24 protein-coding genes are annotated in these 23,032 nt (G+C 63.0%); 20 read left to right on the plus strand and 4 right to left on the minus strand.

Translation table 11 applies throughout. The annotated features are described in order from the left end of the window. The first annotated feature begins 18 nt into the window (after nt 1-18). Genes EC839_RS02030 through EC839_RS02060 form a run of 7 tightly spaced genes read left to right on the plus strand, consistent with a single transcriptional unit; the run spans nt 19 to nt 6,937 of the window. Complete coding sequence (locus EC839_RS02030; protein WP_372237625.1) at nt 19-1,083, plus strand: FAD-dependent oxidoreductase; 1,065 nt, start codon at nt 19-21, stop codon at nt 1,081-1,083. Further along, nucleotides 1,064-2,695 carry a hypothetical protein gene (locus tag EC839_RS02035; protein ID WP_256680902.1) on the plus strand — a complete coding sequence of 544 codons (1,632 nt, stop codon included), beginning with the start codon at nt 1,064-1,066 and terminating at the stop codon, nt 2,693-2,695. Before EC839_RS02030 ends, EC839_RS02035 begins: the two co-directional genes overlap by 20 nt. Nucleotides 2,696-2,700: 5 nt before the next feature. After that, nucleotides 2,701-3,489 (plus strand): NAD(P)-dependent oxidoreductase, encoded by a 789-nt coding sequence (locus EC839_RS02040; RefSeq protein WP_132832005.1) that lies wholly within the window; start codon nt 2,701-2,703, stop codon nt 3,487-3,489. Then, on the plus strand, nt 3,489-4,322 hold the full coding sequence (locus EC839_RS02045; RefSeq protein ID WP_132832006.1) for a sugar phosphate isomerase/epimerase: 834 nt from the start codon (nt 3,489-3,491) through the stop codon (nt 4,320-4,322). Before EC839_RS02040 ends, EC839_RS02045 begins: the two co-directional genes overlap by 1 nt. Further along, the gene (locus EC839_RS02050; protein WP_007160456.1) at nt 4,319-4,675 is read left to right on the plus strand and encodes an SMR family transporter; all 357 of its coding nucleotides are present in this window, start codon (nt 4,319-4,321) and stop codon (nt 4,673-4,675) included. Before EC839_RS02045 ends, EC839_RS02050 begins: the two co-directional genes overlap by 4 nt. A gap of 13 nt (nt 4,676-4,688) precedes the next feature. After that, a complete protein-coding gene (locus EC839_RS02055) occupies nt 4,689-5,537 on the plus strand; it encodes a glycosyltransferase family 2 protein (protein ID WP_132832007.1) in 849 nt (282 codons plus the stop codon). Between the two features lie 44 nt (nt 5,538-5,581). Continuing rightward, nucleotides 5,582-6,937: an MFS transporter gene (locus EC839_RS02060; RefSeq protein ID WP_132832008.1), complete on the plus strand. Its 1,356-nt coding sequence runs from the start codon at nt 5,582-5,584 to the stop codon at nt 6,935-6,937. Between the two features lie 42 nt (nt 6,938-6,979). On the opposite strand, the gene EC839_RS02065 is transcribed toward EC839_RS02060, so the two are convergent. The 4 genes from EC839_RS02065 to flgA all read right to left on the minus strand — a co-directional run bounded on the left by EC839_RS02065 (nt 6,980) and on the right by flgA (nt 9,530). Then, complete coding sequence (locus EC839_RS02065; protein WP_132832009.1) at nt 6,980-7,714, minus strand: flagellar brake protein; 735 nt, start codon at nt 7,712-7,714, stop codon at nt 6,980-6,982. Nucleotides 7,715-7,804: 90 nt separating this feature from the next. Next, a complete protein-coding gene (locus EC839_RS02070) occupies nt 7,805-8,272 on the minus strand; it encodes a flagella synthesis protein FlgN (RefSeq protein ID WP_132832010.1) in 468 nt (155 codons plus the stop codon). 60 nt (nt 8,273-8,332) lie between these two features. Then, nucleotides 8,333-8,641, minus strand: a complete 309-nt coding sequence (gene flgM, locus EC839_RS02075) for a flagellar biosynthesis anti-sigma factor FlgM (RefSeq protein ID WP_132832011.1) — start codon at nt 8,639-8,641, stop codon at nt 8,333-8,335. Between the two features lie 160 nt (nt 8,642-8,801). After that, nucleotides 8,802-9,530, minus strand: coding sequence for a flagellar basal body P-ring formation chaperone FlgA (gene flgA / locus EC839_RS02080; protein ID WP_132832012.1), 729 nt, complete (start codon nt 9,528-9,530; stop codon nt 8,802-8,804). A 98-nt stretch (nt 9,531-9,628) separates the two neighbouring features. On the opposite strand from flgA, the gene EC839_RS02085 reads away from it, so the two are divergent. The 13 genes from EC839_RS02085 to flgL all read left to right on the plus strand — a co-directional run bounded on the left by EC839_RS02085 (nt 9,629) and on the right by flgL (nt 22,792). Then, nucleotides 9,629-10,561 carry a chemotaxis protein CheV gene (locus EC839_RS02085; protein WP_007160449.1) on the plus strand — a complete coding sequence of 311 codons (933 nt, stop codon included), beginning with the start codon at nt 9,629-9,631 and terminating at the stop codon, nt 10,559-10,561. Between the two features lie 42 nt (nt 10,562-10,603). Then, on the plus strand, nt 10,604-11,431 hold the full coding sequence (cheR, locus tag EC839_RS02090) for a protein-glutamate O-methyltransferase CheR (RefSeq protein WP_132832013.1): 828 nt from the start codon (nt 10,604-10,606) through the stop codon (nt 11,429-11,431). A 222-nt stretch (nt 11,432-11,653) separates the two neighbouring features. Further along, complete coding sequence (gene flgB, locus EC839_RS02095; protein ID WP_132832014.1) at nt 11,654-12,076, plus strand: flagellar basal body rod protein FlgB; 423 nt, start codon at nt 11,654-11,656, stop codon at nt 12,074-12,076. Nucleotides 12,077-12,078: 2 nt separating this feature from the next. Then, nucleotides 12,079-12,516 carry a flagellar basal body rod protein FlgC gene (gene flgC / locus EC839_RS02100; protein ID WP_027601641.1) on the plus strand — a complete coding sequence of 146 codons (438 nt, stop codon included), beginning with the start codon at nt 12,079-12,081 and terminating at the stop codon, nt 12,514-12,516. A 12-nt stretch (nt 12,517-12,528) separates the two neighbouring features. Continuing rightward, nucleotides 12,529-13,239 (plus strand): flagellar hook assembly protein FlgD, encoded by a 711-nt coding sequence (locus EC839_RS02105; protein ID WP_132832015.1) that lies wholly within the window; start codon nt 12,529-12,531, stop codon nt 13,237-13,239. Nucleotides 13,240-13,265: 26 nt separating this feature from the next. Beyond that, the gene (flgE, locus tag EC839_RS02110; protein WP_132832016.1) at nt 13,266-14,615 is read left to right on the plus strand and encodes a flagellar hook protein FlgE; all 1,350 of its coding nucleotides are present in this window, start codon (nt 13,266-13,268) and stop codon (nt 14,613-14,615) included. A gap of 169 nt (nt 14,616-14,784) precedes the next feature. Beyond that, entirely contained in the window at nt 14,785-15,528 is a 744-nt protein-coding gene (locus EC839_RS02115; protein ID WP_007160441.1) for a flagellar basal body rod protein FlgF, read from the plus strand. Nucleotides 15,529-15,574: 46 nt separating this feature from the next. Then, complete coding sequence (flgG, locus tag EC839_RS02120; protein WP_027598031.1) at nt 15,575-16,360, plus strand: flagellar basal-body rod protein FlgG; 786 nt, start codon at nt 15,575-15,577, stop codon at nt 16,358-16,360. A 21-nt stretch (nt 16,361-16,381) separates the two neighbouring features. Further along, nucleotides 16,382-17,077 carry a flagellar basal body L-ring protein FlgH gene (gene flgH, locus EC839_RS02125; RefSeq protein WP_027601645.1) on the plus strand — a complete coding sequence of 232 codons (696 nt, stop codon included), beginning with the start codon at nt 16,382-16,384 and terminating at the stop codon, nt 17,075-17,077. An 11-nt stretch (nt 17,078-17,088) separates the two neighbouring features. After that, a complete protein-coding gene (locus EC839_RS02130; protein WP_132832017.1) occupies nt 17,089-18,189 on the plus strand; it encodes a flagellar basal body P-ring protein FlgI in 1,101 nt (366 codons plus the stop codon). Between the two features lie 12 nt (nt 18,190-18,201). Then, the gene (flgJ, locus tag EC839_RS02135; protein WP_132832018.1) at nt 18,202-19,419 is read left to right on the plus strand and encodes a flagellar assembly peptidoglycan hydrolase FlgJ; all 1,218 of its coding nucleotides are present in this window, start codon (nt 18,202-18,204) and stop codon (nt 19,417-19,419) included. Nucleotides 19,420-19,427: 8 nt separating this feature from the next. Further along, complete coding sequence (gene flgK, locus EC839_RS02140) at nt 19,428-21,467, plus strand: flagellar hook-associated protein FlgK (protein WP_132832019.1); 2,040 nt, start codon at nt 19,428-19,430, stop codon at nt 21,465-21,467. A gap of 11 nt (nt 21,468-21,478) precedes the next feature. Further along, nucleotides 21,479-22,792 carry a flagellar hook-associated protein FlgL gene (gene flgL / locus EC839_RS02145; RefSeq protein WP_132832020.1) on the plus strand — a complete coding sequence of 438 codons (1,314 nt, stop codon included), beginning with the start codon at nt 21,479-21,481 and terminating at the stop codon, nt 22,790-22,792. The last annotated feature ends 240 nt before the right edge of the window (nt 22,793-23,032 follow it).

Below are 23,032 nucleotides of genomic sequence, written 5' to 3' on the forward strand. Positions count from 1 at the left end.
GGCGGATTTTACGGGGCCATGACGGCCCTGTATCTCATGCGCGTGAGAGGCTTTGCGAAAGTCACTCTGATCGAGCGGGAGGACGGGCTGTTGAAGCGTGCCTCTTATCACAATCAGGCACGTGTCCATAACGGTTATCACTATCCGCGCAGTTTCGTCACGGCTTTTCGCAGTCGGGTCAACTTGCCGCGCTTCCTGCGCGACTATCCCGATGTGGTGGTGCGGGACTTCACCAAGTTGTATGCCATTGCCCGCAACAACTCCAAGGTAACGGCCAAACAGTTCGAACGCTTCTGTCAGGGAATCGAGGCTTCCCTGCAGCCGGCGTCCGAGGAATTAAGTCGATTGTTCGACGATCGACTGATCGAGGCGGTTTATCTCACCGAGGAATATGCCTTCAACTCCGCCGTACTCGCCGCTGAAGTGAGCCGCGAACTCGATGCCGTCGGCGTCGAGTTGCGCTTCAAGAGCCGGGTGACGGCGATCCGCGGTGAAACCGGAGGCCTGGGTGTCGACGTGGTGGATGAAGCCGGAGGGCAGGAGGAGATGCATTGCCGTTATCTCTTCAATTGCACCTACAGCGGCCTCAACCAATACGGTGGCGATTTCCCCGGCACCGCCACCCGGTTGCGTCATGAAATCACCGAGATGGCGCTGGTGGAGATGCCGCCGGAACTGCGCAATCTCGGCGTGACGGTCATGGATGGTCCGTTCTTTTCCATGATGCCGTTCCCTGCGCGGGGTCTGCACACGCTGTCCCATGTGCGCTACACCCCGCACCTGAACTGGGAAGACGCCAACGGCACCGACCCCTATGCGCTGCTCGACGGCTATGACCGCGCCTCGCGGGCGGACTGGATGGTGCGGGACGTGGCCCGCTATATGTCGGCTGCGGCCCGGGTGGAGTACCGGGATTCGCTGTTCGAGGTGAAGACCATTCTGATGAAGAACGAAGGCGACGACGGCCGTCCCATCCTCTTCGAACAACATCCCCAGTTGCCCGGCTGCTATTCGATGCTGGGCGGCAAGATCGACAACATTTTCGATGCCCTGGAGCGCCTCGATGCCGAACCCTTCCACTGAAGCGACACCCAGGGGGGTGTCCGGCGTCGCCGGCTTCATCAGCGTTCTGGTCTTTTCCATCATCAATTTCTTTCTGTTCGGCAAGGGCGTCATCCTCGACCCCTTCCACCAGGGGGAATATTTCGCCACGCTGCCGACGCTGCTGCACAGTCAGCCGGGCGCCCATGCCTTCACCATCCATGGTGGGCTGGATTTCATCCCGGTATGGCTGGCGGAGATCTGGTTCGGCGCCCAGCACACCTTCCTGGTGACCCAGATCCTCTATGGGCTGTGCAACACCGGTGCGGCACTGCTGCTCTGGGGAACGGCCGTGTTGCTGTGCCCGGTGCCGAAGGGCCGCGCGCGCCTGATCCTGCTGGTCGCCGTAGGGGCCGTGGCGACGCAGGTGGTGGGCTATCGCGATCTCTTCCTGCTGCTGTCGCTGTTTCTCTTCTGCCTGCATCGCAAGGTGGAAACCACGCCGCGGCGACTGGTCTGCGAGGTGCTGCTGGGCCTGGCGGCCGGCTTCAATCTGTTCTGGTCCTATGACCGCGGCATCGCCGGGGTGCTGGCCATCGGCTCGGCGGTGCTGCTCACGCTGCTCCTGCAACGACGGCATTTCCTGTCGCTGCTGAGCTTCGTGGCGACCGTCGGCTGGCTTGGTTTTGGTACCGATTTCTTCGCCCTGACCGATTACGTCAAGAACCTGACCTTCCTCCTGGAGACTTCGTCCCAGTGGGGCTACGGCCTGAGTGCCCGTCCGCTGGCGCTGAGCCTGCTGCTGGCGGTGCCGACGGCCCTGGCGGGTTTCGCCCTGATCCGCTGTCTGCCCTGGCCGTGGCGCTGGAGCGAAGATCTGCCACTGATTGGCGCTCTGGCGGCGCTGCTCGCGATCTTCTTCAAGATCGGGGTCAATCGCGCGGACTTCCAGCACATCCAGATGGGCTTCTGGGTACCCCTGCTGAGCCTGCTCTATGCCGCCCGGCGGCAGCGCCTCGCGCGCAATGGCGGCTGGGATATCTCGGCCCACCCGCGCGCGGCCGCCGCAGCCATTGCCGCTGCCGTGCTGCTGGGGCTGGTTGGACTTAATCCTTCGCCGTTCTTCGCGGTGCTGCTGGCCGGGGCACTGCTGGCCTTCAGCCGGCGGCTGCTGGTGCCGGCCCTGGCGGCGCTGCTGGTACTGCTCGCCGCCTTCAACCTCTACAAGTCACCGGTGGAACGGGTGTGGGCCGAGGGACTCGCCTGGGTACCAGAGCTGACCGCCTTGCCGGATGACGCGGCCCTGGCGACGCCCGGGGTGCAGTGGGCGTCACGACGCCTGCTGGAAAGCGGCGCCCAATGCGTCTTCGATCTGGCCAATAACGGAGTCATCAACGGGGTGACCGATCTGCCGGCCTGTACCAAGTACATCTATCCGGTCTATGCCACGCCGCCCTACGAGGCCGATCTGCTCAGCGACCTGCAGCGCGCCGATCCGCCAGCGGTGGTGTATTCGACGACCTTCTGGTCTTTCAACCTGAACAACATTTCCATGCACGACAAGTTTCCACGACTCAAGGCCTACCTGGACGAGCGTTATCCCGTCGAGGAGTGCCAACCGGACTATTGCCTGAGATTCAAGACCAAGGGGTGAGCAACATGAAGACCGACGCATTGATAGGGTACAGCGGCTTCGTGGGGTCGACGCTGCTCAAGCAGAAAGCCTTCGGCGCGCTGTTTCGCTCCACGAATATCGACCAGATCGGCGACCAGCCCTATGGCCAGGTCATCTGCGCCGGCGCCCCCGCACAGAAGTGGATCGCCAACCGGGATCCCGAGGCAGATCGCCAGAAGATCGATGGCCTGATCGGTCATCTGTCGCGGATCCAGTGCGATTCCTTCGTGCTGATCAGCACCGTGGACGTCTTCAAGCAGCCGCTCGGGGTGGATGAGACCACCGCGGTGGACGAAGAGGGACTGCATGCCTACGGTGCCAATCGCTATCGACTAGAACAGTTCGTCCGTGAGCATTTCGCCAATGCCCTGATCGTCCGCCTGCCGGGCCTGGTCGGTCCTGGCCTGCGCAAGAACGTGATCTACGACCTGCTCAACGACAACAACCTGCACGCGGTGGAAAGCCGTGGTGTCTTCCAGTTCTATCCGATGGTCAACCTCGGCTATGACATCCAGGCCGCCCAGGCCGCCGGGCTGGAGCTGGTGCACCTGACCGCCGAGCCCATCAGTGTGGCGGACATCGCCCGCCAGGGCTTCGGACGCGACTTCGGCAACACCCTGGAGGGTACGCCGGCGCGCTACGATTTCCGCAGCGTGCATGCCGAGGTCTTCGGCGGTCGTGACGGCTACCAGTACAGCGCCCGCGATACCTTGCTGGCCGTGCGCGCCTATGCGCAGTCGGAACCTCCGGTCATCAAGGCGGAGGCTCAGTGATGCGCATCGCCATCTCCAATATCGCCTGGGATCCGACCGATGACGCCATGGTCGCCGAGATCCTGCAGCAACACCGGGTGGATGCCATCGACATCGCGCCCGGCAAGTATTTCGCCGATCCCAAGACGGCCACCGCCCGGGAGATCCAGGCGGTGCGTCAGCAGTGGCAGGCCCGCGGCATCGAGATCACCGGCATGCAGGCCCTGCTGTTCGGCACCACCGGACTCAATGTCTTCGGCGCCGACGACATTCAGCGCGCGCTGCTGGCGCAGCTGGAGGGCGTCTGCCGGGTCGCCGAGGGGCTGGGCGCGACGCGCCTGGTGTTCGGCTCGCCGCGCAATCGCGATCGCTCGGGATTGAGTGACGACCAAGCCCTGGCTCAGGCACGGGATTTCTTCCGCCGTCTGGGCGATGTGGCCGCGACCCATGACGTGCAGATCTGCCTGGAGCCGAATCCGCCGCGCTATGGCGCCAACTTCATGATCGACAGCGACTCCACCGCCGCCGTGGTGCGGGCGGTCGAGCATCCGGCGATCCGCATGCAACTCGATACCGGCGCCCTGACCATCAACGAGGAAGATGCCGCGCGGGTGCTCGAAGAGCATGCCGAGCTGATCGGCCACGTCCATGCCAGCGAGCCGGACCTGGTGACCCTGGGGGAGGGCGGTACCAACCACGAGGGCATCGCCTTCGCCCTGACCCGGCGGCTGCCGGAACAGGTCGTCAGCATCGAGATGCTGCCGGCCAAGCAGGGCTCCAACCTAGCCGCGCTGGAGCGTGGCGTCCGGGTCGCGGTCAAGGCCTATCGAGACCTGCCGGAGGCTGCCGCATGAAGTGGCTGATCCTGATCCTGGGTATCGCGTCCAACGCCTCGGCCAGCGTGCTGGTGAAGCTGGCCATGCTGCCCCCGCGGCGCTTTCCCAGCCTGAGCGATCCCATGGGCGCGCTGGCCAACTGGCCGTTCTGGCTGGGGCTGTTCATGTATGGCCTGGCCTTTCTGCTGTATGCCGCCGCCCTCGCCAAGCTGCCGCTGAACGTGGCGCATCCGGTACTGACGGCCGGGGCCATCGCCAGTGTCGCGCTGCTGTCGGTGGTGATCTTTCGCGAAGCCTTTCCCTGGACCACGGCGGCAGGCATCGTCCTGATCATCGCCGGCGTCGCCCTCATCACGGCCCGTGTCGGTTGAACCTGGAGGACCTATGACTACTGCAATTCCCGCCACCGAGCGCGCCCTCTGGCAGGTGCCCAGCTATTCGACGACCTTCTGGAACGGCCGTAGCCGCCCGCACTGCGTGGTGATTCCGGTCATCAACGAAGGCGAGCGCATTCTCAACCTTCTGCGGCGCATGGCGGCGGTCAAGATCGCCGATATCGCCGATGTCATCATCGTCGACGGCGGCAGCACCGATGGCTCGTTGGAGCCGCAACGGCTGCAGGAGCTGGGCGTCCGCGGGCTGCTGGTCAAGACCGCGCCGGGCAAGCTCAGCGCCCAGCTGCGCTGCGCCTATGCCTTCGTGCTCGACGAGGGTTACACCGGCATCGTGACCATAGACGGCAACGACAAGGACGATCCAGACGCCATCCCGCGGTTCATCGAAGCCATCGAGCAGGGTTACGATTTCGTCCAGGCCTCGCGCTTTCTGGCCGGCGGCGTGGCGGAAAACACCCCCAAGTCCCGTGACTTCGCCATTCGCTTCATCCATGCACCCATGCTGAGCCTGGCCTCGGGTTTCCACTGGACCGACACCACCCAGGGTTTCCGCGCCTACAGTCGGGCCATGCTGCTGGATCCGCGCGTGGCACCGTTCCGCGACGAGTTCACCACCTACGAGCTGCTGGCCTATCTGTCCTACCGGGTACCGAAATTGGGCTATCGCTGCGTGGAACTCCCCACCGTGCGGCGCTATCCGAAGGGCGAGGTACCCACCAAGATCAGTAGCGTCAGAGGTAATCTGTCGGTGCTGCAGGTACTGATGAAGGCCTGTGCAGGCCACTACAACCCACGCCTGGGCGAGGATGCCCAGCTGGCGGCGCAACGGCGAAGCTGATCCCGTCGCGCTCGCCTGATGCGCAAGAGACGATGGAGTAGGCAATGGTGCGTGTGCTGTCGGCGTTTCGCGGGCTCTATTTCGCGACGCTGTTGATGTTGATCGGGACCGGTCTGCTGAGTACCTATCTCGGCCTGCGACTGGCCGCCGATCAGGTGCAGGGACTCTGGGTCGGCGCCCTGACCGCCGCCTATTACGCGGGACTGGTGATAGGCGGCAAGTTGGGGCATCGGCTGATCGCCAAGGTAGGCCATATCCGCGCCTATGTGACCTGCGCCGGGGTGGTCGGCGCCGCGGTGCTGGGCATCGGCCTGCTGCCCTGGCTGCCGGTGTGGCTGGCGCTCAGGGTGCTGATCGGCATGGGCATGATGTGCCAGTACATGGTGCTGGAGAGCTGGCTCAACGAACAGGCCGGCCCTGGCGAGCGTGGCAAGGTCTTTTCCGGCTACATGACCGCTTCCTACCTCGGCCTGACGCTGGGGCAGGTAGTGCTGGTGCTCTCGCCCGATCTCGGCGTCGACAAGCTGATGCTGGTCGCCATCTGCTATGCCCTGTGCCTGGTGCCGGTGGCGGTCACCGGCAAGATCCACCCGGCACCGCTCAAACCGGCGCCACTGGAACCCACCTTCTTCATCCAGCGGATTCCGCAGTCCCTGACCACGACCCTGGTCGCGGGGCTGGTGATCGGCTCCTTCTATGGCCTGGCACCGCTATATGCCAGCGCCCAGGGCCTGCCCACCGAGCGCATCGGCCTGTTCATGGCCTGCTGCATCTTCGCCGGCCTGATCGCCCAGTGGCCGATCGGCTGGCTCTCGGATCGGCATGATCGCAGCTGGCTGATCCGGGTGGTCGCCATCGCCCTGACCCTCGCCGCCCTGCCACTGGCCGTGCTGCCCCATGTGCCGCCGGTGGTGCTGCTACCCCTCGGCCTCATCGCCAGCCTGCTGCAATTCGTGCTCTATCCCCTGGCGGTGGCGCTGTCCAATGACCATATCGAAGGAGAGCGGCGGGTATCCCTGAGTGCCATGCTGCTGGTGACCTTTGGCATCGGTGCCTGTATCGGTCCGCTGGTGGTGGGCGCCCTGATGAATCTGGTCGGCCCCAATATGCTCTATGCCTTCGTCGTGCTCTGCGGCGGGATCCTGATCTGGCGCATCCGTCCGGATGCGGTCACGGGCAAGCATCTGGTCGACGAGGCGCCGCTGAGTCACGTGCAGATGCCCGAAGGGTCGACCAGCTCGCCGCTGGCAGCAGCCCTGGATCCGCGGGTCGACAGCCAGGTCGTGCAGGAGCAGATGCACACCGAGCCGGTGGTAGAGGAAGAACCTGCCGAGGAAGGGGCACCTCTGCAGGAAGAGATCGAGTTCCCGCAGATTCCACCTGAACCCAAGGCGACCTGAGCGGTGAAGGAGGGCGTCCAGCAGCCGCGGGCGCCCGGTCGGTCACTCGAACCGGCGGTTTTCCCGCTGCAGCTGATAGACGAAACGCTCGATCTGGCGTTGGGCCGCGCCGCTCAGGTTGTCAAAGCAGACCCCTACGTCGCTGTATTCCAGGCGGTCCGGGCACGCCACGTGACGGATGGTCACCGGCGTGTTGATGGCGCCTATGGGTAGCTCGGCGGTAAAGCTCTGGACCCGCTGCCCGGGTTGCAGCAGATGGGTGACGTTGCCGGGAAAGCGCAGCTTGCAGCCCGTGGCCGACAGGTCGATCAGTTGGCCCCGCAGCTGGATCTGGGTGTTGCCTTGACTCAACTCGGCCGTCGCCGGCTGTGTCAGCAGCAACTTGACCCGGTAGGCGTTGCGCCGCTGATGATAGGTGAGTTCGGTGGGCAGGCCGATCCAGTAGCAGCGATTGCCATCCAGTTCGCTGAACTCGACCGGCCGATCGATCTGCCAGGTGACCTTGATGCCTTCGTGAAAGCTGTCCACCCGAAACGACTGGCCCTGTTCGAGCAGGCGTTCGGCCTCGCGTGGAATGAATTCGTCCAGCGCGATCAGCCCCTTGGCCTCGTCGATCTCGACGACAAAGCTCTGGAATTGCTGCCCCTGGCGATTGAAGGTGATCCGCAGTGGAATGTGCTGCTGTTGCGCTGGCCGCAGACAGGCCAGGATCTCGCCCTTGGAACGATAGACCTGGGGTGGCTGAGCGGCATTGTCGCTAGCGGAAGAGCCTTGCACCTGGAAACTCCTGTAGACAGCGGTCAGCAAGAATACTGGCTAAACGCCATCTGTACAGCGAAAAACGCGTTGGCGTGAGAAGGTCCGTGCTCAAGCCGAACTCAGGGGACGCTGATAGCCGCCGCCGGTCTGGCCACCGCGACGGTTGTACAGCGTAGGCGCCGAGGTACCCTGCAGCACATTCAGCAATTTGCCGACCACGAAACGATTGGCCTGGATGATCTGGCCATTGCGGACATTGCGGGTCTTGCATTGCTCCATGAGCTGCGCGAGCTGACTGGAGAGGGCCAGCAATTCTTCGCCATCGGACTGCTGGGCGGCCAAGGCTTGCAGGCCCTGCAAATCCGCGCGCAGGCCGTGGGCCTGGAGCAGGGCGGTGCGCTGCTGGGCATGCTGGTCGAGCTGCTTGAGCAGGATCTGCTTGGTGCCCAACAGGGCTTCCAGCCGATCGAGCTGACGCTCGCTCAAGGCCTGGAACTCCTGCTCGATCAGGGCCAGCAGCTGCTCGCTCAGGTCGATGTCGTGACGGGTGATCTCGAGCAAGGTGGCATTGGGCATGGCACGGTTTCCTTTCGAACGTTAGTGGCGATCGTCAGAAAGGCCATGCCGAACCGGACGTCAGGACTCGAACGCCATCAGTTTGTCGGCCACTTTCTGGCTGTCGACCTTGTAGGAGCCATCGGCGATGGCCTGTTTCAGGCGGTTGACCTTGTCACTGTCGACCACCGGCAGATCCTTGAGCCCTGCCGTCAGGGAGCTCAGTTGCTTGGCTTCAGCGCTCAAGCTGACCGACTCGCCGGAGGCGGTGCTCTTGGTGGCCTTGACGTCGCTGGTCTGAGCCGTGGACACGTCCTTGGTGGACGCAGCCTTGGTATTGCCTATGCCCGCAGTAGAGGACGAATTCAGGCGATTGATATCTAGAGCCATGAGTGGAGATCCTCGTGTCGTCTCGTTCGCATGTCCGGCTTATCGGCGTGGTGGACCGAAACTTTAGCCGTAGACCTGTGCGCCCCGTCACATCCTTCGACAGGATGACGCGCAGAGGTTCAGGAAGCAGACGTTCAAGGTACCTCTTTTGGCTCCTGCGCTAAAGGGCTACCTCCACCTGGCCCTGATCGACGACCCGACCGTGGATGACCCGGTTGGAGCTGAGGTTGCGGACCCGGATTTCTTCGTCCTTGGCGCCGGCGCTGAGGGCTTCGCCCTGCATGCGGATGCTGAAGGAGGCGCTGCGGGCATTGATGACCACCTGCTCGCCCTTGCGAATGAGTTCGGCCTGCTCGATAAAGGAAGGCGCCAGGACCTGCTCGCTGACCACCTGACGCTTCAGCTGGGTACCTATCACCTGTTCCAGACTGGTCAGGTAGCCCTGGGTCAGGGTGCCGACATCGCGCTCCACCAGCCCCACGTTCTGGTTGTCCAGCACGGTGCCGCGCAAAAGGGGCTGCAGCGTGACCACCACCGGCCGATACAGCTTGACCTGGGCGGGCACGAATACCGTCCAGGGACTGCCGCCCTCGCAGCGCACCTTGACGTTGATCCGACCCACCGGCGCCGGGTTGCCCTGTTGCGACAGCGTCAGGGGTTTGTCGCAGGCAGCCAGGCGCAAGCGGGAATCCAGCGAGTTGATCTGGGTTTCATGGCGAGCGTTGGAATTGGTCTCCAGCAAATATTCCTGCACGCGCTCCTCAAGAAAACTTTCGACAGCGCCGATAAGTTCGTCAGATGAGGTGTAGTCGCCTTCTGCATAGGCCTTTCCGCCCAGGCATGTCAGGATCAACAAGAGATTCGCGGCCCAGCGGCAAGAGGTCTTCATAGGTCGGAAACACGTCGCTTCGATCTTCATGAGTCACATCTAAGCAAGCCCTGTGCCGAGTTTTCCAACCGGTCCGTGGCAACGAGAGGAGTCGCCAAATGGCTGGTGTATTGGACGCGGTCAACCAACGTACCCAACTGGTGGGCCAGAACCGTCTGGAACTGCTGCTGTTCCGCCTGGACGGCTCGCAGCTCTATGGCATCAACGTCTTCAAGGTGAAGGAGGTGCTGCAATGCCCCAAACTCACCGTGATGCCGAAGTCGAGTCCGGTGGTCCGGGGCGTGGCCAGCATTCGCGGCGGCACCTTTCCCATCATCGACCTGGCCATGGCCACCGGTCGCCGTGGGCTGGAGGACATCAACAACTGCTTCGTGATCATTACCGAGTACAACACCAAGGTGCAGGGTTTCCTGGTGCGCTCGGTGGAACGGATCGTCAACATGAACTGGGAAGGCATCAACCCGCCGCCCAAGGGCACCGGTCGTGATCACTACCTGACCGCCGTCACCCGGGTCGACAACCAGCTCGTCGAGATCATCGACGTGGAAAAGATCCTGTCCGAAGTCGCACCGTCCGTCGAGACCGTATCGGCCGGCGTCATCAGCGAAGTGGTACAGGCCAAGGCCGTCACCAAGCGCGTCCTGATCGTCGACGACTCCTCGGTGGCCCGCAAGCAGGTGAGCCGTTGCCTGGAAACCGTCGGGGTAGAGGTCATCTCCCTCAACGACGGTCGCCAGGCGTTGAATTACCTCCAGGCCATGGTCGCTGAAGGCAAGCGTCCGGAAGAGGAATTGCTGATGATCATTTCCGACATCGAGATGCCGGAAATGGATGGCTACACCCTGACGGCGGAAATCCGTCATGATTCGCGGATGCAGAAAGTGCATATACTGCTACATACCTCCTTGTCCGGCGTCTTCAATCAGGCGATGGTCAAGAAGGTCGGTGCGGACGACTTCCTGGCCAAGTTCCGTCCCGATGATCTTGCCTCCCGGGTAGCCGAGCGCATCAACGCGGTCGACAGTCACTAGGTGAAGGCGTCTCTATCCCGGTATCCAGAAGGCGGAGCGGCAGTGTCAGCAGTCAACGCGGATTTTGTGCTTTTTCGTGATTTCCTCGAGAAATCCAGCGGGATCCTGCTCGGTGACAACAAGCAGTACCTCGTCTCCAGTCGGCTCAACAAGCTGATGGAGACCGAGGGGATCAAGACGTTGTCGGAGTTGGTGCAGCGCATCCAGATGCAGCCCCGTGGCGGGTTGCGGGAAAAGGTCATCGATGCGATGACGACCAACGAAACCCTCTGGTTTCGCGACACCTATCCCTTCGAGGTGCTCAAGAATCGCCTCCTGCCGGAGTTGACCAAGAACACTTTCGGCCAGCGCCTGCGGGTCTGGTCGGCGGCCTGCTCCTCGGGTCAGGAACCCTATTCGCTGTCCATGACCATGGACGAATTCGAGCGCAGCGCGGCAGGGCAGGGGCGTGGCGGCATGCAGATCGTGGCGACCGACCTGTCCGGCGCCATTCTCACCGCGGCCAAGTCCGGCGAGTACGATTCGCTGGCGATCGGTCGAGGGCTGTCCCAGGAGCGCCTGCAGCGCTACTTCGACGTGCAGCAGCCGGGGCGCTGGGCGGTCAAGCCGGCGATTCGCAGCCGCATCGAATTCCGCGTGCTGAATCTGCTGGACAGCTATGCCAGCCTCGGCAAATTCGACATGGTGTTCTGCCGTAACGTGCTGATCTACTTTTCCGCCGAGGTGAAGAAGGACATCCTCACGCGCATCCACGGCACTCTCAAGCCGGGTGGTTATCTGTTCCTGGGCGCCTCCGAGGCCCTCAATGGTCTGCCGGATCTCTATCAGATGGTGCAGTGCAATCCGGGCATCATCTACAAGGCCAAGTAGGCCGGTCGATGGATACCGCAAGGGCAGACCCAGGTCTGCCCTTTCTTTTGCGCCAAAGTTTTGCCGCCCCCGCCTCGGGGTCCGGCAAGGACGGCGGAAAAACCTTGCCGCTTGCCGTCGTTCTGACTGCCACCTTGCGCTAAACCCTTGATTTAGATGGATGCTGGAGACTGGCACGGGGCTTGCTAAATCGCTTGCAAGCCACGTCAAAGGTCTCTCGACATGAGCATCAGTTTCGAAAAGGCACTCGGGTTGCACGAGCAGGCGCTGAACTTTCGTTCGCAGCGCGCCGAGGTGTTGGGCAACAACATCGCCAATGCCGACACCCCTGGCTACAAGGCACGGGATCTCGATTTCAGCGCCGTGATGGCAGAGCAGGCGGCCAAGAGCGCGCCGGGGGCTTCCGGCCACTATCAGCTGGAAACCACCAACAGCCGCCATATCGCCGCTGAAGGCTTCGACATGGGCATGGGCGACTCGGCGTTGAAATATCGCATCCCCACTCAGCCATCGGTGGACCAGAACACCGTGGATGCGCAGGTCGAGCAGGCCAACTACGCCGAAAACGCGATGAATTTCCAGGCCAGCTTCACCCTGCTCAATAGCAAGTTCAAGGGGCTGATGTCGGCCCTGCGCGGAGAATAGCCATGTCCCTGAGTTCGCTGTTCAACATCGCCGGCAGCGGGATGAGCGCCCAGAACGTTCGCCTCAATACCGTGGCCAGCAACATGGCCAACGCCGATTCAGTGTCTTCCAGCGTCGACCAGACCTACAAGGCGCGGCACCCGGTGTTCGCCGCCCAGCTCAACGACGCCCAGGGCGGCGCGTCGCTGTTCGACGACCAGGGTCAGGCCGGGGTTGGAGTGGAGGTCAAGGGCATCGTCGAGGACCAGAGCGAGGTGCAGAAGCGCTATGAGCCCAATCACCCCATGGCGGACAAGGACGGCTACGTCTACTACCCCAACGTGAACGTGGTGGAGGAGATGGCCGACATGATTTCGGCCAGTCGCGCCTTCCAGACCAATGCGGAAATGATGAATACCGCCAAACAGATGATGCAGAAGGTACTGACCCTCGGTCAGTAAGGAACCGGCGCCATGGCCATAAGCACGACCAATTCCACCGCTCAATCGGTGCTCGACAAGTACTCCGTCAACAAGACCGGCACTACCGCCGAGACTACCGCCAGCGATGGCCAGAAGGGCGGCAAGCTCGGCAAGGACGAGTTCCTCAAGCTGATGGTCGCCCAGATGAACAACCAGAATCCGCTGGAGCCCCAGGGCAATGGCGAATTCATCGCGCAGCTGGCGCAGTTCAGTACCGTCGAGGGCATCACTAACCTCAACACCAGTGTCAGCTCGATCCTCTCCGGCAGTCAGTCTTCCCAGGCGCTGCAGGCGTCCACCCTGGTCGGCCGCAAGGTGATCGTCGATACCGACAAGGTCAAGGTGGACACCAGCGCGGATTTCAAGGGCGCGCTCAACCTGACCGCGTCCAGTCCGAACGTCTGGGTCAACGTCTACAACGACGCGGGCAGCCAGGTGAATCGTCTGAACCTGGGGCAGCAGTCCAGCGGCCTGGTGAACTTCACCTGGGATGGCACCGATGCCAGCGGCAAGAAGCTGGATGCCGGCACCTATCGCTTCGAGGCCCAGGCGAACGTGAACGACACCACCACGGCCATGAAGACCAGTCTGCCGGCCAACGTCGACAGCGTGACGCTGGGGCAGAACGGCGGCGAAATGACACTCAACCTTGCCGGCGTCGGCAGCATCGGCATTTCCAAAGTCCAGGCGGTCGGCCAGTAGGGCGCGGCACACGAGAGGAATCCAGCATGTCTTTCAATATCGGTTTGAGCGGCATCAAGGCCGCGTCCAGTGACCTCAACATCACCGGCAACAACATCGCCAACGCCAGCACCGTCGGCTTCAAGCAGTCGCGGGCCGAGTTCCAGGATCTCTATGCCGCCTCGGTACTGGGCACCGGCAAGAATGCCCAGGGTAGCGGCGTGCTCTTGGGCAACGTCGGACAGCTGTTCAACCAGGGCACCATCGACTCCACGCAGAACGCGCTGGACATGGGCATCAACGGCAACGGCTTCTTCGTTACCAGCAACAATGGTGCTATCCAGTACACCCGCGCCGGTTACTTCGGGACCGACAAGCAAGGCTATATCGTCGACAACAACGGCTACAAGCTGCAGGGCTATACCACCAACGACCAGGGCCTGCTGCAGCCGGGCGTGCGCAGCGACCTGCGCATCGAGACCGCCAGCCAGGCGCCCAAGGCTTCCAGCTCGATCAAGCAGACGGTCAACCTGAACTCGACCCAGACGACGCCGACCACCACCCCGTTCAACCCGTCCGATCCGACCAGCTACAACTCTTCGACCTCGGTGAACATCTACGACAGCCAGGGCAACGCCCACGTCCTGTCGCAGTATTTCGTCAAGGGCGCGAACAACTCCTGGACCATGAACGTGCTGATCGACGGCCGCAACCCGGGCGACCCCACGAAGGAAGATGCGACCACCAAGGTCGCCACGCCCTACACCGTGACCCTGCCGTTCACCAGCAGCGGTGCGCTCGACGGTGCCAATGTGGCCTCGACCGATCTCAAGCAGGTCAACAACGCCAGCACCAACGCTTTCGAGGGCGTGCTCAAGCTGGACAACTGGGTGCCGGCCATCTCCAACGGTGGCACTCCGGCTACTTGGGCCTCCAACGGCGCCGTGGCCAACCCGGCCGGCATCACCCTGGACATGCGCGGTTCGACCCAGTACAGCAGTGCCTTCGCCGTGACCAGCGTCAACCAGGACGGCTACACCACCGGCCAGCTGTCCGGCCTGGAGATCGACGATACCGGCCAGATCTTCGCGCGCTACACCAACGGTCAGTCCAAGGTGCAGGGCCAGGTCGTGCTGGCGAACTTCGCCAACGTCCAGGGGCTGACGCCCATGGGCAAGACCTCCTGGACCGAATCTTCCGAGTCGGGTCAGCCAGTGGTGGGCACGCCGCGCTCTGGCACCCTGGGGGCCCTGCAGTCCGGAGCGCTGGAAGCCTCCAACGTGGACATCTCCACCGAGCTGGTCGACATGATCGTGGCGCAGCGCAACTACCAGGCGAACGCCAAGACCATCGAGACCGAGAACGCCATCACCCAGACCATCATCAACCTGCGTTGATGTCGTTTCTCTGACGGCTTTCCACTCAGTCGTCAGGAAAAGCCTCCCTCGGGAGGCTTTTTTATTTTCAAGCCTTTGATTCAGCTGGTTTTTCTTTTTCTGGAACGGGCCTTGCTAAAGAACCTTCGAACGCAAGCTTGGCGGCAATCTGCCGCCGTCGGAGGATCAGATGGACAAGCTGCTGTACGTCGCCATGACCGGCGCCAGCCAGAACGAGATGGCCCAGCGCGCCCATGCCAACAACCTGGCCAACGTCTCGACCTCGGGATTCCGCAAGGATCTCGAACAGGCGCGCTCGATGCAGGTGTTCGGCGAGACCATGCCGTCGCGCGTCTACTCCATGAGCGAGCGGCCGGCGACGGACTTCACCCCCGGCGCGCTGCAGGAAACCGGGCGTGACCTGGACGTGGCCATCCAGGGCCCGGGCTTCGTCGCGGTCCAGGATCCCTCCGGCAAGGAGGCCTATGTGCGTACCTCCAGTCTGCAGATCGATCCCCTCGGCATGCTGCGGACCGGCAGCGGTTTGCCGGTGCTCGGCAATGGCGGACCCATCGCCGTGCCGCCCGCTTCCAAGGTGGAAATCGGTCAGGACGGCAGCATCACCGTACGCGGCTCCGGCCAGGCGGCCAACGCCCTGGCCCAGGTCGATCGGATCAAGCTGGTCAATCCCGACACCAAGCAGATGGAGAAGGGGCTCGACGGCCTGCTGCACATGAAGCAGGGCCAGGCGGCGCCGCCCATGGATGCCAACGTGTCCCTGGTGTCCGGCTTCGTCGAGTCGAGCAACGTCAATGCGGCGGAAGAGATGACCTCGATCCTGTCGCTGTCCCGCCAGTTCGAGCTGCAGGTGAAGATGATGCGCAGCGCCGAAGACAACGACGCGGCGCTGGCAAAGGTTTTGCAATTCTCCTGATCAAGGCTAGCGCCGACGTAAAACCGGCACTTCGAGGAATACCATCATGATGTCGTCACTGTGGGTCGCCAAGACCGGTCTGTCCGCCCAGGACATGAACCTCACCACCATTTCCAACAACCTGGCCAACGTGTCCACCACGGGCTTCAAGCGCGACCGCGCCGAATTCCAGGACCTGCTGTACCAGATCCGGCGCCAGCCGGGTGCCCAGTCCACCCAGGACAACCAGCTGCCCTCCGGCCTACAGCTGGGTACCGGTGTGCGCATCGTCGGCACCCAGAAGAACTTCACCGAGGGTTCGCTGCAGACCACCGACCAGCCGCTGGACATGGCCATCAACGGCGACGGTTTCTTCCAGGTGACCATGCCCGACGGGACCATCAACTACACCCGTGACGGCACCTTCCACCTTAATGCCGATGGCCAGCTCGTGACCGCCAACGGCTTCGCCCTGCAGCCCGCCATCGTGCTGCCGGCCGATACCAAGACCTTTACCGTCGGCGAAGACGGCACCGTGTCGGTCACCACCGCCGGCCAGGCCGCGCCCCAGGTCATCGGCAACCTGCAGATCGCCCAGTTCGTCAACCCGGGCGGTCTCCAGGCCGTGGGCCAGAACCTGTTCAGCGAGACCGCTTCCAGCGGTGCGCCCCAGGTCGGCACCCCCGGCCTCAACGGCCTGGGCACCGTCCTGCAGAGCACCCTGGAAAACTCCAACGTGAGCACTGTTGAGGAGCTGGTGAACATGATCACCACCCAGCGCGCCTACGAGATGAATTCCAAGGTCATCAAAGCGGCCGACGACATGCTCGGCTTCGTCAGTCAACAGCTCTAATCCCCTGTGAGGAAGCGCTCCATGAAACCTCTGTTCGCCGTCGCCCCGCTCCTGGGAGCGCTCGTACTCGCAGGATGCGTAGCCCCGGCCGCCAAGCCGGACGATCCCTATTACGCCCCGGTGCTGCCGCGCACGCCGGTACCGGCGGCGCAGAACAACGGCGCCATCTTCCAGTCGGGGTTCGAGCAGAATCTCTATACCGACCGCAAGGCCTTCCGCGTGGGCGACATCATCACCGTCACCCTGCAGGAGAAGACCCAGGCCAGCAAGAACGCCAGTTCCGACGTCGCCAAGAACAGCAAGGCGACCCTGGGGCTGACCTCGCTGTTCGGTGCCAAGCCGAAGATCCCCAATCCCCTGGCCGACGGCGACCTGAGCCTGGACGCCGGCTTCTCCGGCAACCGCTCCAACACTGGCAAGTCCACGGCGGCCCAAGGCAACAGCCTGTCCGGCTCGCTGACCGTGACCATCGCCGAGGTACTGCCCAACGGCATCCTGGTGGTCCGCGGCGAGAAGTGGCTGACGCTAAATACCGGCAACGAACTCATGCGCATCCAGGGCATGGTCCGCGCCGATGACATCGCCACCGATAACACCGTGTCGTCCACCCGCGTGGCCGATGCGCGGATCACCTATTCGGGCACCGGCGCCTTCGCCGATGCCAGTCAGCCGGGCTGGCTGAGCCAGTTCTTCGGCAGCCCGCTGATGCCCTTCTGAGGATGAGCGCCATGTTCAAGACCCTCATCGCCGCTGCCGCCCTGGCCCTGGTGATGCCCCTGGCCCAGGCGGATCGGCTGAAGGACATCGCCAGCATCCAGGGCGTGCGGACCAACCAGCTGATCGGCTACGGCCTGGTGGTGGGTCTGCCTGGGACCGGCGACCAGACCACCCAGACGCCCTTTACCGTGCAGACCTTCAACAACATGCTGGCCCAGTTCGGGATCAAGGTGCCGCCGGGTACCACCGCGCAGCTGAAGAATGTCGCCGCGGTATCCATCCATGCCGATCTGCCGGCCTTCGCCAAGCCCGGCCAGACCATCGACATCACCGTGTCCTCCATCGGCAACTCCAAGAGCCTGAGAGGCGGCAGCCTGCTGCTCTCGCCGCTCAAGGGGATCGACGGCCAGATCTACGCCATCGCCCAGGGCAACCTGGTGGTGGGTGGTTTTGACGCCGAAGGCCGCGACGGCTCGAAGATTACCGTCAACGTTCCGTCGTCCGGGCGCATTCCCAATGGCGCCACCGTCGAGCGACCGGTGCCGAGCGGCTTCGACCAGGGCAACAGCATCACGCTGGACCTCAATCGCAGCGACTTCACCACCGCCAAGCGCATCGTCGACAAGATCAACGAGACACTTGGCGCGGGTGTTGCATCCGCTATTGATGCCGGATCGATTCGCGTCACGGCGCCGGTGGATCCCAGCCAGCGCGTCGACTACATCTCGATCCTGGAGAACATGGAAGTGGATCCGGGGCAGGCGGTGGCCAAGGTCATCGTCAACTCCCGCACCGGGACCATCGTCATCGGCCAGAACGTCAAGGTCTCGCCGGCGGCGGTGACCCAGGGCAGCCTGACCGTGACCATCAGCGAGGACCCCCAGGTGAGCCAGCCCAATCCCTTGTCGGGTGGGCAGACGGTGGTGACCCCCCAGTCGACCGTCAAGGCCAAGCAGGAGGCCAAGCCGATGTTCAAGTTCGGTCCGGGTACCACGTTGGACGAGATCGTGAGAGCGGTGAATCAGGTGGGCGCTGCGCCCAGCGACCTGGTCGCCATTCTCGAAGCGTTGAAACAGGCCGGCGCCTTGCAGGCCGATCTGATCGTTATCTAAGGAGAACGGGCGATGGAATCTCGTCTGGGTGGCAACTACGGCAACGTCAAGGATTCGGGGGCCTTCACCGACCTGAATCGGTTGGCCCAGATGAAGGGTAAGGATCGCGACAGCTCGGAAAACGTCAAGAAGGTCGCCGGCGAATTCGAGTCGCTGTTCCTGAGCCAGATGCTCAAGTCCATGCGCAGCGCCAACCAGGCGCTGGCGGACAAGGACAGCCCCTTTTCCAGCGAGACCACCAAGCAGTACCAGGACATGTACGACCAGCAGCTGGCCGTCTCCCTGTCCCGGGATGGCGGTGGTATCGGCCTGGCCAACGTGCTCGAGCGTCAGCTGAGCAAGACTGCCCAGCCGTCGAGCCGTCCCAATCCCTTCGCCCAGGTCGGCCAGGCTGCGCCCACCGAAGGCCAGCTGGCGGCCGGCCGCAACGCCAAGCTCAACGATGTGGCGAGCCACGGCCTCAAGCCGGCCACTGCGGTGGCGTCCGGGCGTGACGATTCCAGCGCGCTGAATTCGCGCCGGCTGGCCCTGCCCGGGCGTCTGGCCGAGCGTACCGCCGCCAATATTTCCGACGCGGCGGAGCAGGGCGCCACCCTCAAGCAGAGCTTCCAGGACGTCGTGGCCGCCCAGAGCGCCTGGCGCCAGCAGGCCACGCAACCCGGCAGCAAGCCGGCCGCCGCGACCGACGCCGTCGCCGGCGCGGACGGCGCCGCTGCCACCGGCAAGACCCGTTTTCGCACCCGTCAGGAGTTCGTCGACACCATGATGCCCATGGCCGAAGCCGCGGCGAAGCGCCTGGGCGTGGACCCCAAGTACCTGGTCGCCCAGGCGGCGCTGGAAACCGGCTGGGGCAAGCACATGGTCAAGCAGGCCGATGGCAGCAACAGCAACAACCTGTTCGGCATCAAGTCCCACGGCTGGGACGGCGGCAGCGCCCCGGCGGTGACCCAGGAATTCGTCAACGGCAAGGCCGTGACCGAGACCGCCAAGTTCCGCACTTACGATTCCTTCGCTGACAGCTTCCACGACTACGTGAACTTCCTGCAGAGCAACGACTGCTACGACAAGGCGCTGTCCACCAACGGCAACTCCGAGCGCTTCATGCAGGGGCTGCAGCAGGCCGGCTACGCCACCGATCCGCAGTACGCACGCAAGGTGATCCAGATCGCCCGCAACATGAATACCTATCAGACGGTCGCCTCCCTGGGCACCAGTCCGTCCCGCGGTTGAGGTGAGCCATGGCTGATCTACTTTCCATTGGTCTGTCGGGCCTGCGCACTACGCAGAACGCCCTGACCACCACTGGCCACAACATCGCCAACGTCAACACGCCCGGCTATTCGCGGCAGGAGACCATCCAGCAGACCAACATCGCCCAGTTCAACGGTTCGGGTTATGTCGGTTCCGGCTCCCAGACGGTGGATGTACGCCGTCTCGCCAGCGACTTCCTCACCAACCAGGTGCGCTCGGCCAACAGCCAGAACAGCGAGCTGCAGACCTTCAAGAGCCAGATCTCCCAGCTCGACGGCCTGCTGTCCGACAGCACGACGGGTATCACCCCGGCCATGCAGAAGTTCTTCGCCACCCTGCAGACCGCTGCCCAGGATCCTTCGTCGATCCCGGCTCGGGAGGCCGTGCTGGCACAGGCCCAGGGCATGGCCAAGTCGTTCAACACCCTGTACGACCAGATCGACAAGCAGAACGGCCAGATCAACGATCAGCTGTCGGCCCTGACCAATCAGGTCAACGCCCTGGCCAAGAGCGTTGGCAGTCTCAACGACGCCATCGCCCGTTCCAAGGCCGCCGGTGGTGCGCCCAACGATCTGATCGACTCCCGTGAACAGGCGATCAAGCAGCTGTCCGGCATGGTCGGGCTGCAGGTGGTGGAACAGGACGACGGCGCGCTGAACCTGTTCGTCGGCACCGGCCAGCCGCTGGTGGTGGGCAATACCGTGTCCAGCATGACGGCCAAGCCCGGCACCGACGATCCCTCGCGTTTCCAGATCGTCCTGACCTCCGGCTCGACCGAGCAGAATGTCACCAGCCAGTTGAGCGGCGGCGAGATGGGCGGCCTGCTGTCCTATCGCGACACGGCGCTGGACCACGCCTACAACAGCCTGGGCCAGTTGTCCCTGACCCTGGCGGATACCGTCAACAAGCAGCTGGGACAGGGCCTGGACCTGTCCGGCAATGCCGGCTCGGCACTGTTCGGCGATATCAACGACACCCAGAGCATCGGCCTGCGGGTGATGGGACGGGCGTCCAACACCGGCTCGGCCAGCGCGACCCTGAGCATCACCGATACCAGCAAACTCTCGCCCAGCGACTACCGCCTCGATTACAACGGCACCGGCTTCACGGCGCGTCGCGCGAGTGACAACGCGGCGCTCACGGTCAACAAGAGCGGTACCGATCCGGTCACCCTGACGCTGACGGATGCCAATGGCAACGACCAGGGGTTCAAGGTGCAATTCAGTGCCGCCGAGCTGGCCAAGGCCCAGGCCGGCGACGTCTTCAGCCTGCAGCCGACGCGTCGCGGCGCGTCCCAACTCAAGGTGGATCTGGCGCAAGCTGATCAGCTGGGCTTCGCCGGCACCGCCAAGGCCGCGGCCACGACCAACAACCGCGGTACGGGAGCCATCACCCAGCCGGCGTTGACCACGACGGTTTCGCCGGTCAACACCGCCGACGTCGGGCGGCTGTTCGGAGCCAATGGGCTGAAGCTGAGCTTCAACAGCACTACCAACCAGTTGGATGGCACTCTGCCAAACGGTGCGAAGCTCAGCTACGTGTCGCCTTCAACGACCGGTCTTACCAGTGGCCAGACCAACGCTGTTCGCCTCACGTATACCGACCCGACCACCAACAACAGCTACACCTACGATTTCAATATAAGCGGCGTTCCCCAATCCGGTGACAGCTTCACCCTGGGGACCAACACGGGCGCGGTCTCGGACAACCGCAATGCGCTGAACCTGGTGGCCTTGCAGACCAAGCCCACCATGGGCGGCTATGGCAATACCGGCACCACCTACAACAACGCCTACGGCGGCCTGGTGGAGCGGGTCGGTACCCTGACCGCCCAGGTACGGGTGGATTCCGCCGCCAGCGAAACGGTGCTCAAGCAGTCCCAGGACAATCGTGACTCCCTGTCGGCCGTCAACCTCGACGAGGAAGCCGCCAAGCTCGTCCAGTTCCAGCAGTACTACGGTGCCTCGGCGCAGGTCATCAAGATCGCCCAGTCGCTGTTCGATACCCTGCTCGGCGCCTTCAGATAAGGAAACCGCCCATGCGTATCTCTACCGTCCAGGCATTCAACAACGGCATCAGTGGCCTGCAGAACAACTACGGCAGCGTCACCCGTACTCAGGAAGAGATCAGCACGGGCAAGAAGATCCTGACGCCAGCGGACGATCCGGTGGCCTCGGTCAAGCTGTTGCAGATCAGCCAGGAAGAGGCGCTCAACGGTCAGTACAACACCGGCATGACCGCCGCCAAGAACAGCCTCAACACCGAGGAGTCCATGCTGACCTCGGTGGAAACCGTGCTGACGCGCATCCGCGAGATCGCCGTCCAGGCCGGCAACGGTGCCCTGGATCCAACCGATCGCGCATCCCTGGCCAAGGAGGTCGGTCAGCGCGAAGACGAACTGATGAATCTGATGAACAGCAAGGATGCCAGTGGCAAGTACCTGTTCTCCGGCTCCATGGGCGACACCCAGCCCTATGTGCGCAATGCCGACGGCACCTACAGCTACAACGGCGACGAAGGCCAGCGCAGCGTGCAGATCGCCAGCTCCACCTTCGTGCCCATCAACGACAGCGGCAAGGACGCCTTCGAGAACAACTTCAACGCCAATCGCGTCGCGACCACGCCGGTGCCTGGCAACACCGGTACCGGGCGGATCTCGCTCGGCCTGGTGGATGACAAGAAAGCCTACGACGCCACCTTTCCCGCCAGCAATCCGCCGGTCGCTACCGATGGCGTCGGCATCCATTTCCTCGATGACAAGAAGTACGTCATCTACGACCTGTCCAAAGCGCCTACCGCTGCCGAATGGGCGGCCTACGATCCCACCAAGCCGCTGCAGGCACAGCTACCTGGTGGTTTGGTCGCTGATAGTTTGGACAGCAATACGACCTCCAGTCACTTTATCAATTATGGGGGCGTAAAGGTCCAAGTCGATGGTGCTCCAGCGAAAGGTGACGAATTCAAGATCACCCGCAACACTGCCAATGAGAAGCGCAGCCTCCTCAACGTAGTGTCCGATCTGCGGAAGGCGCTGGAAAGTGGTGATGGCAGTACCGAGGGCGTCTATCGGATGCGTGACAGCGCCGCTGTGGCATTGAGTAATCTGGATACGGCATACACTCAAGTTGACGGTATCCGCGGCAAAGTAGGGGCGCGACTCAATACCATAGATTCCACCAGCGACTTCATTGCCGACGTAAGTCTGGTCAACAAGGCAGTGCAGTCAGATCTACAGGATCTGGATTATGCCGAGGCCTTGTCGCGCTATGCGCTACAGAACACTGTGCTACAGGCGACTCAGCAGAGCTTTGTGAAGGTATCCCAGTTGAGCTTGTTCAACTATCTCGGATAGAGCACCTCCACAAGCCTAGACAGCCAAAAAAACGCCGGATCTTCCGGCGTTTTTTTCTGGCTTAAGTTTTTTTCACGGTTACCGATAACTTGCCTAGCACTTCTGCAGCACCTTGCGCCATAGCGTCGCAAAAAAAATTGCGAATGGCTCTAAAGATCCTGCAGGGGGCGCCGATAAAGATATCGAATGCGAAATACAGGGGCGCCTGAGCAAGCAGGTCCCATTCGCATGCTCAGGCAC

It is taken from the genome of Pseudomonas sp. JUb52 (assembly GCF_004341115.1).
In the GTDB taxonomy this organism is placed as follows: domain Bacteria; phylum Pseudomonadota; class Gammaproteobacteria; order Pseudomonadales; family Pseudomonadaceae; genus Chryseomonas; species Chryseomonas oryzihabitans.

Coding starts and splice junctions, on each gene's coding strand:
- EC839_RS02070 (WP_132832010.1), bottom strand. CDS start 8,272: ATGCCCAATGCCACCTTGCTCGAGATCACCCGTCACGACATCGACCTG.
- EC839_RS02050 (WP_007160456.1), top strand. CDS start 4,319: ATGAAGTGGCTGATCCTGATCCTGGGTATCGCGTCCAACGCCTCGGCC.
- EC839_RS02085 (WP_007160449.1), top strand. CDS start 9,629: ATGGCTGGTGTATTGGACGCGGTCAACCAACGTACCCAACTGGTGGGC.
- flgC (WP_027601641.1), top strand. CDS start 12,079: ATGTCCCTGAGTTCGCTGTTCAACATCGCCGGCAGCGGGATGAGCGCC.
- flgJ (WP_132832018.1), top strand. CDS start 18,202: ATGGAATCTCGTCTGGGTGGCAACTACGGCAACGTCAAGGATTCGGGG.
- flgL (WP_132832020.1), top strand. CDS start 21,479: ATGCGTATCTCTACCGTCCAGGCATTCAACAACGGCATCAGTGGCCTG.
- flgA (WP_132832012.1), bottom strand. CDS start 9,530: ATGAAGACCTCTTGCCGCTGGGCCGCGAATCTCTTGTTGATCCTGACA.
- EC839_RS02105 (WP_132832015.1), top strand. CDS start 12,529: ATGGCCATAAGCACGACCAATTCCACCGCTCAATCGGTGCTCGACAAG.
- flgB (WP_132832014.1), top strand. CDS start 11,654: ATGAGCATCAGTTTCGAAAAGGCACTCGGGTTGCACGAGCAGGCGCTG.
- EC839_RS02130 (WP_132832017.1), top strand. CDS start 17,089: ATGTTCAAGACCCTCATCGCCGCTGCCGCCCTGGCCCTGGTGATGCCC.
- EC839_RS02055 (WP_132832007.1), top strand. CDS start 4,689: ATGACTACTGCAATTCCCGCCACCGAGCGCGCCCTCTGGCAGGTGCCC.
- EC839_RS02045 (WP_132832006.1), top strand. CDS start 3,489: ATGCGCATCGCCATCTCCAATATCGCCTGGGATCCGACCGATGACGCC.
- flgH (WP_027601645.1), top strand. CDS start 16,382: ATGAAACCTCTGTTCGCCGTCGCCCCGCTCCTGGGAGCGCTCGTACTC.
- EC839_RS02035 (WP_256680902.1), top strand. CDS start 1,064: ATGCCGAACCCTTCCACTGAAGCGACACCCAGGGGGGTGTCCGGCGTC.
- flgK (WP_132832019.1), top strand. CDS start 19,428: ATGGCTGATCTACTTTCCATTGGTCTGTCGGGCCTGCGCACTACGCAG.
- flgG (WP_027598031.1), top strand. CDS start 15,575: ATGATGTCGTCACTGTGGGTCGCCAAGACCGGTCTGTCCGCCCAGGAC.
- EC839_RS02030 (WP_372237625.1), top strand. CDS start 19: ATGACGGCCCTGTATCTCATGCGCGTGAGAGGCTTTGCGAAAGTCACT.
- EC839_RS02060 (WP_132832008.1), top strand. CDS start 5,582: ATGGTGCGTGTGCTGTCGGCGTTTCGCGGGCTCTATTTCGCGACGCTG.
- EC839_RS02040 (WP_132832005.1), top strand. CDS start 2,701: ATGAAGACCGACGCATTGATAGGGTACAGCGGCTTCGTGGGGTCGACG.
- flgE (WP_132832016.1), top strand. CDS start 13,266: ATGTCTTTCAATATCGGTTTGAGCGGCATCAAGGCCGCGTCCAGTGAC.
- flgM (WP_132832011.1), bottom strand. CDS start 8,641: ATGGCTCTAGATATCAATCGCCTGAATTCGTCCTCTACTGCGGGCATA.
- EC839_RS02115 (WP_007160441.1), top strand. CDS start 14,785: ATGGACAAGCTGCTGTACGTCGCCATGACCGGCGCCAGCCAGAACGAG.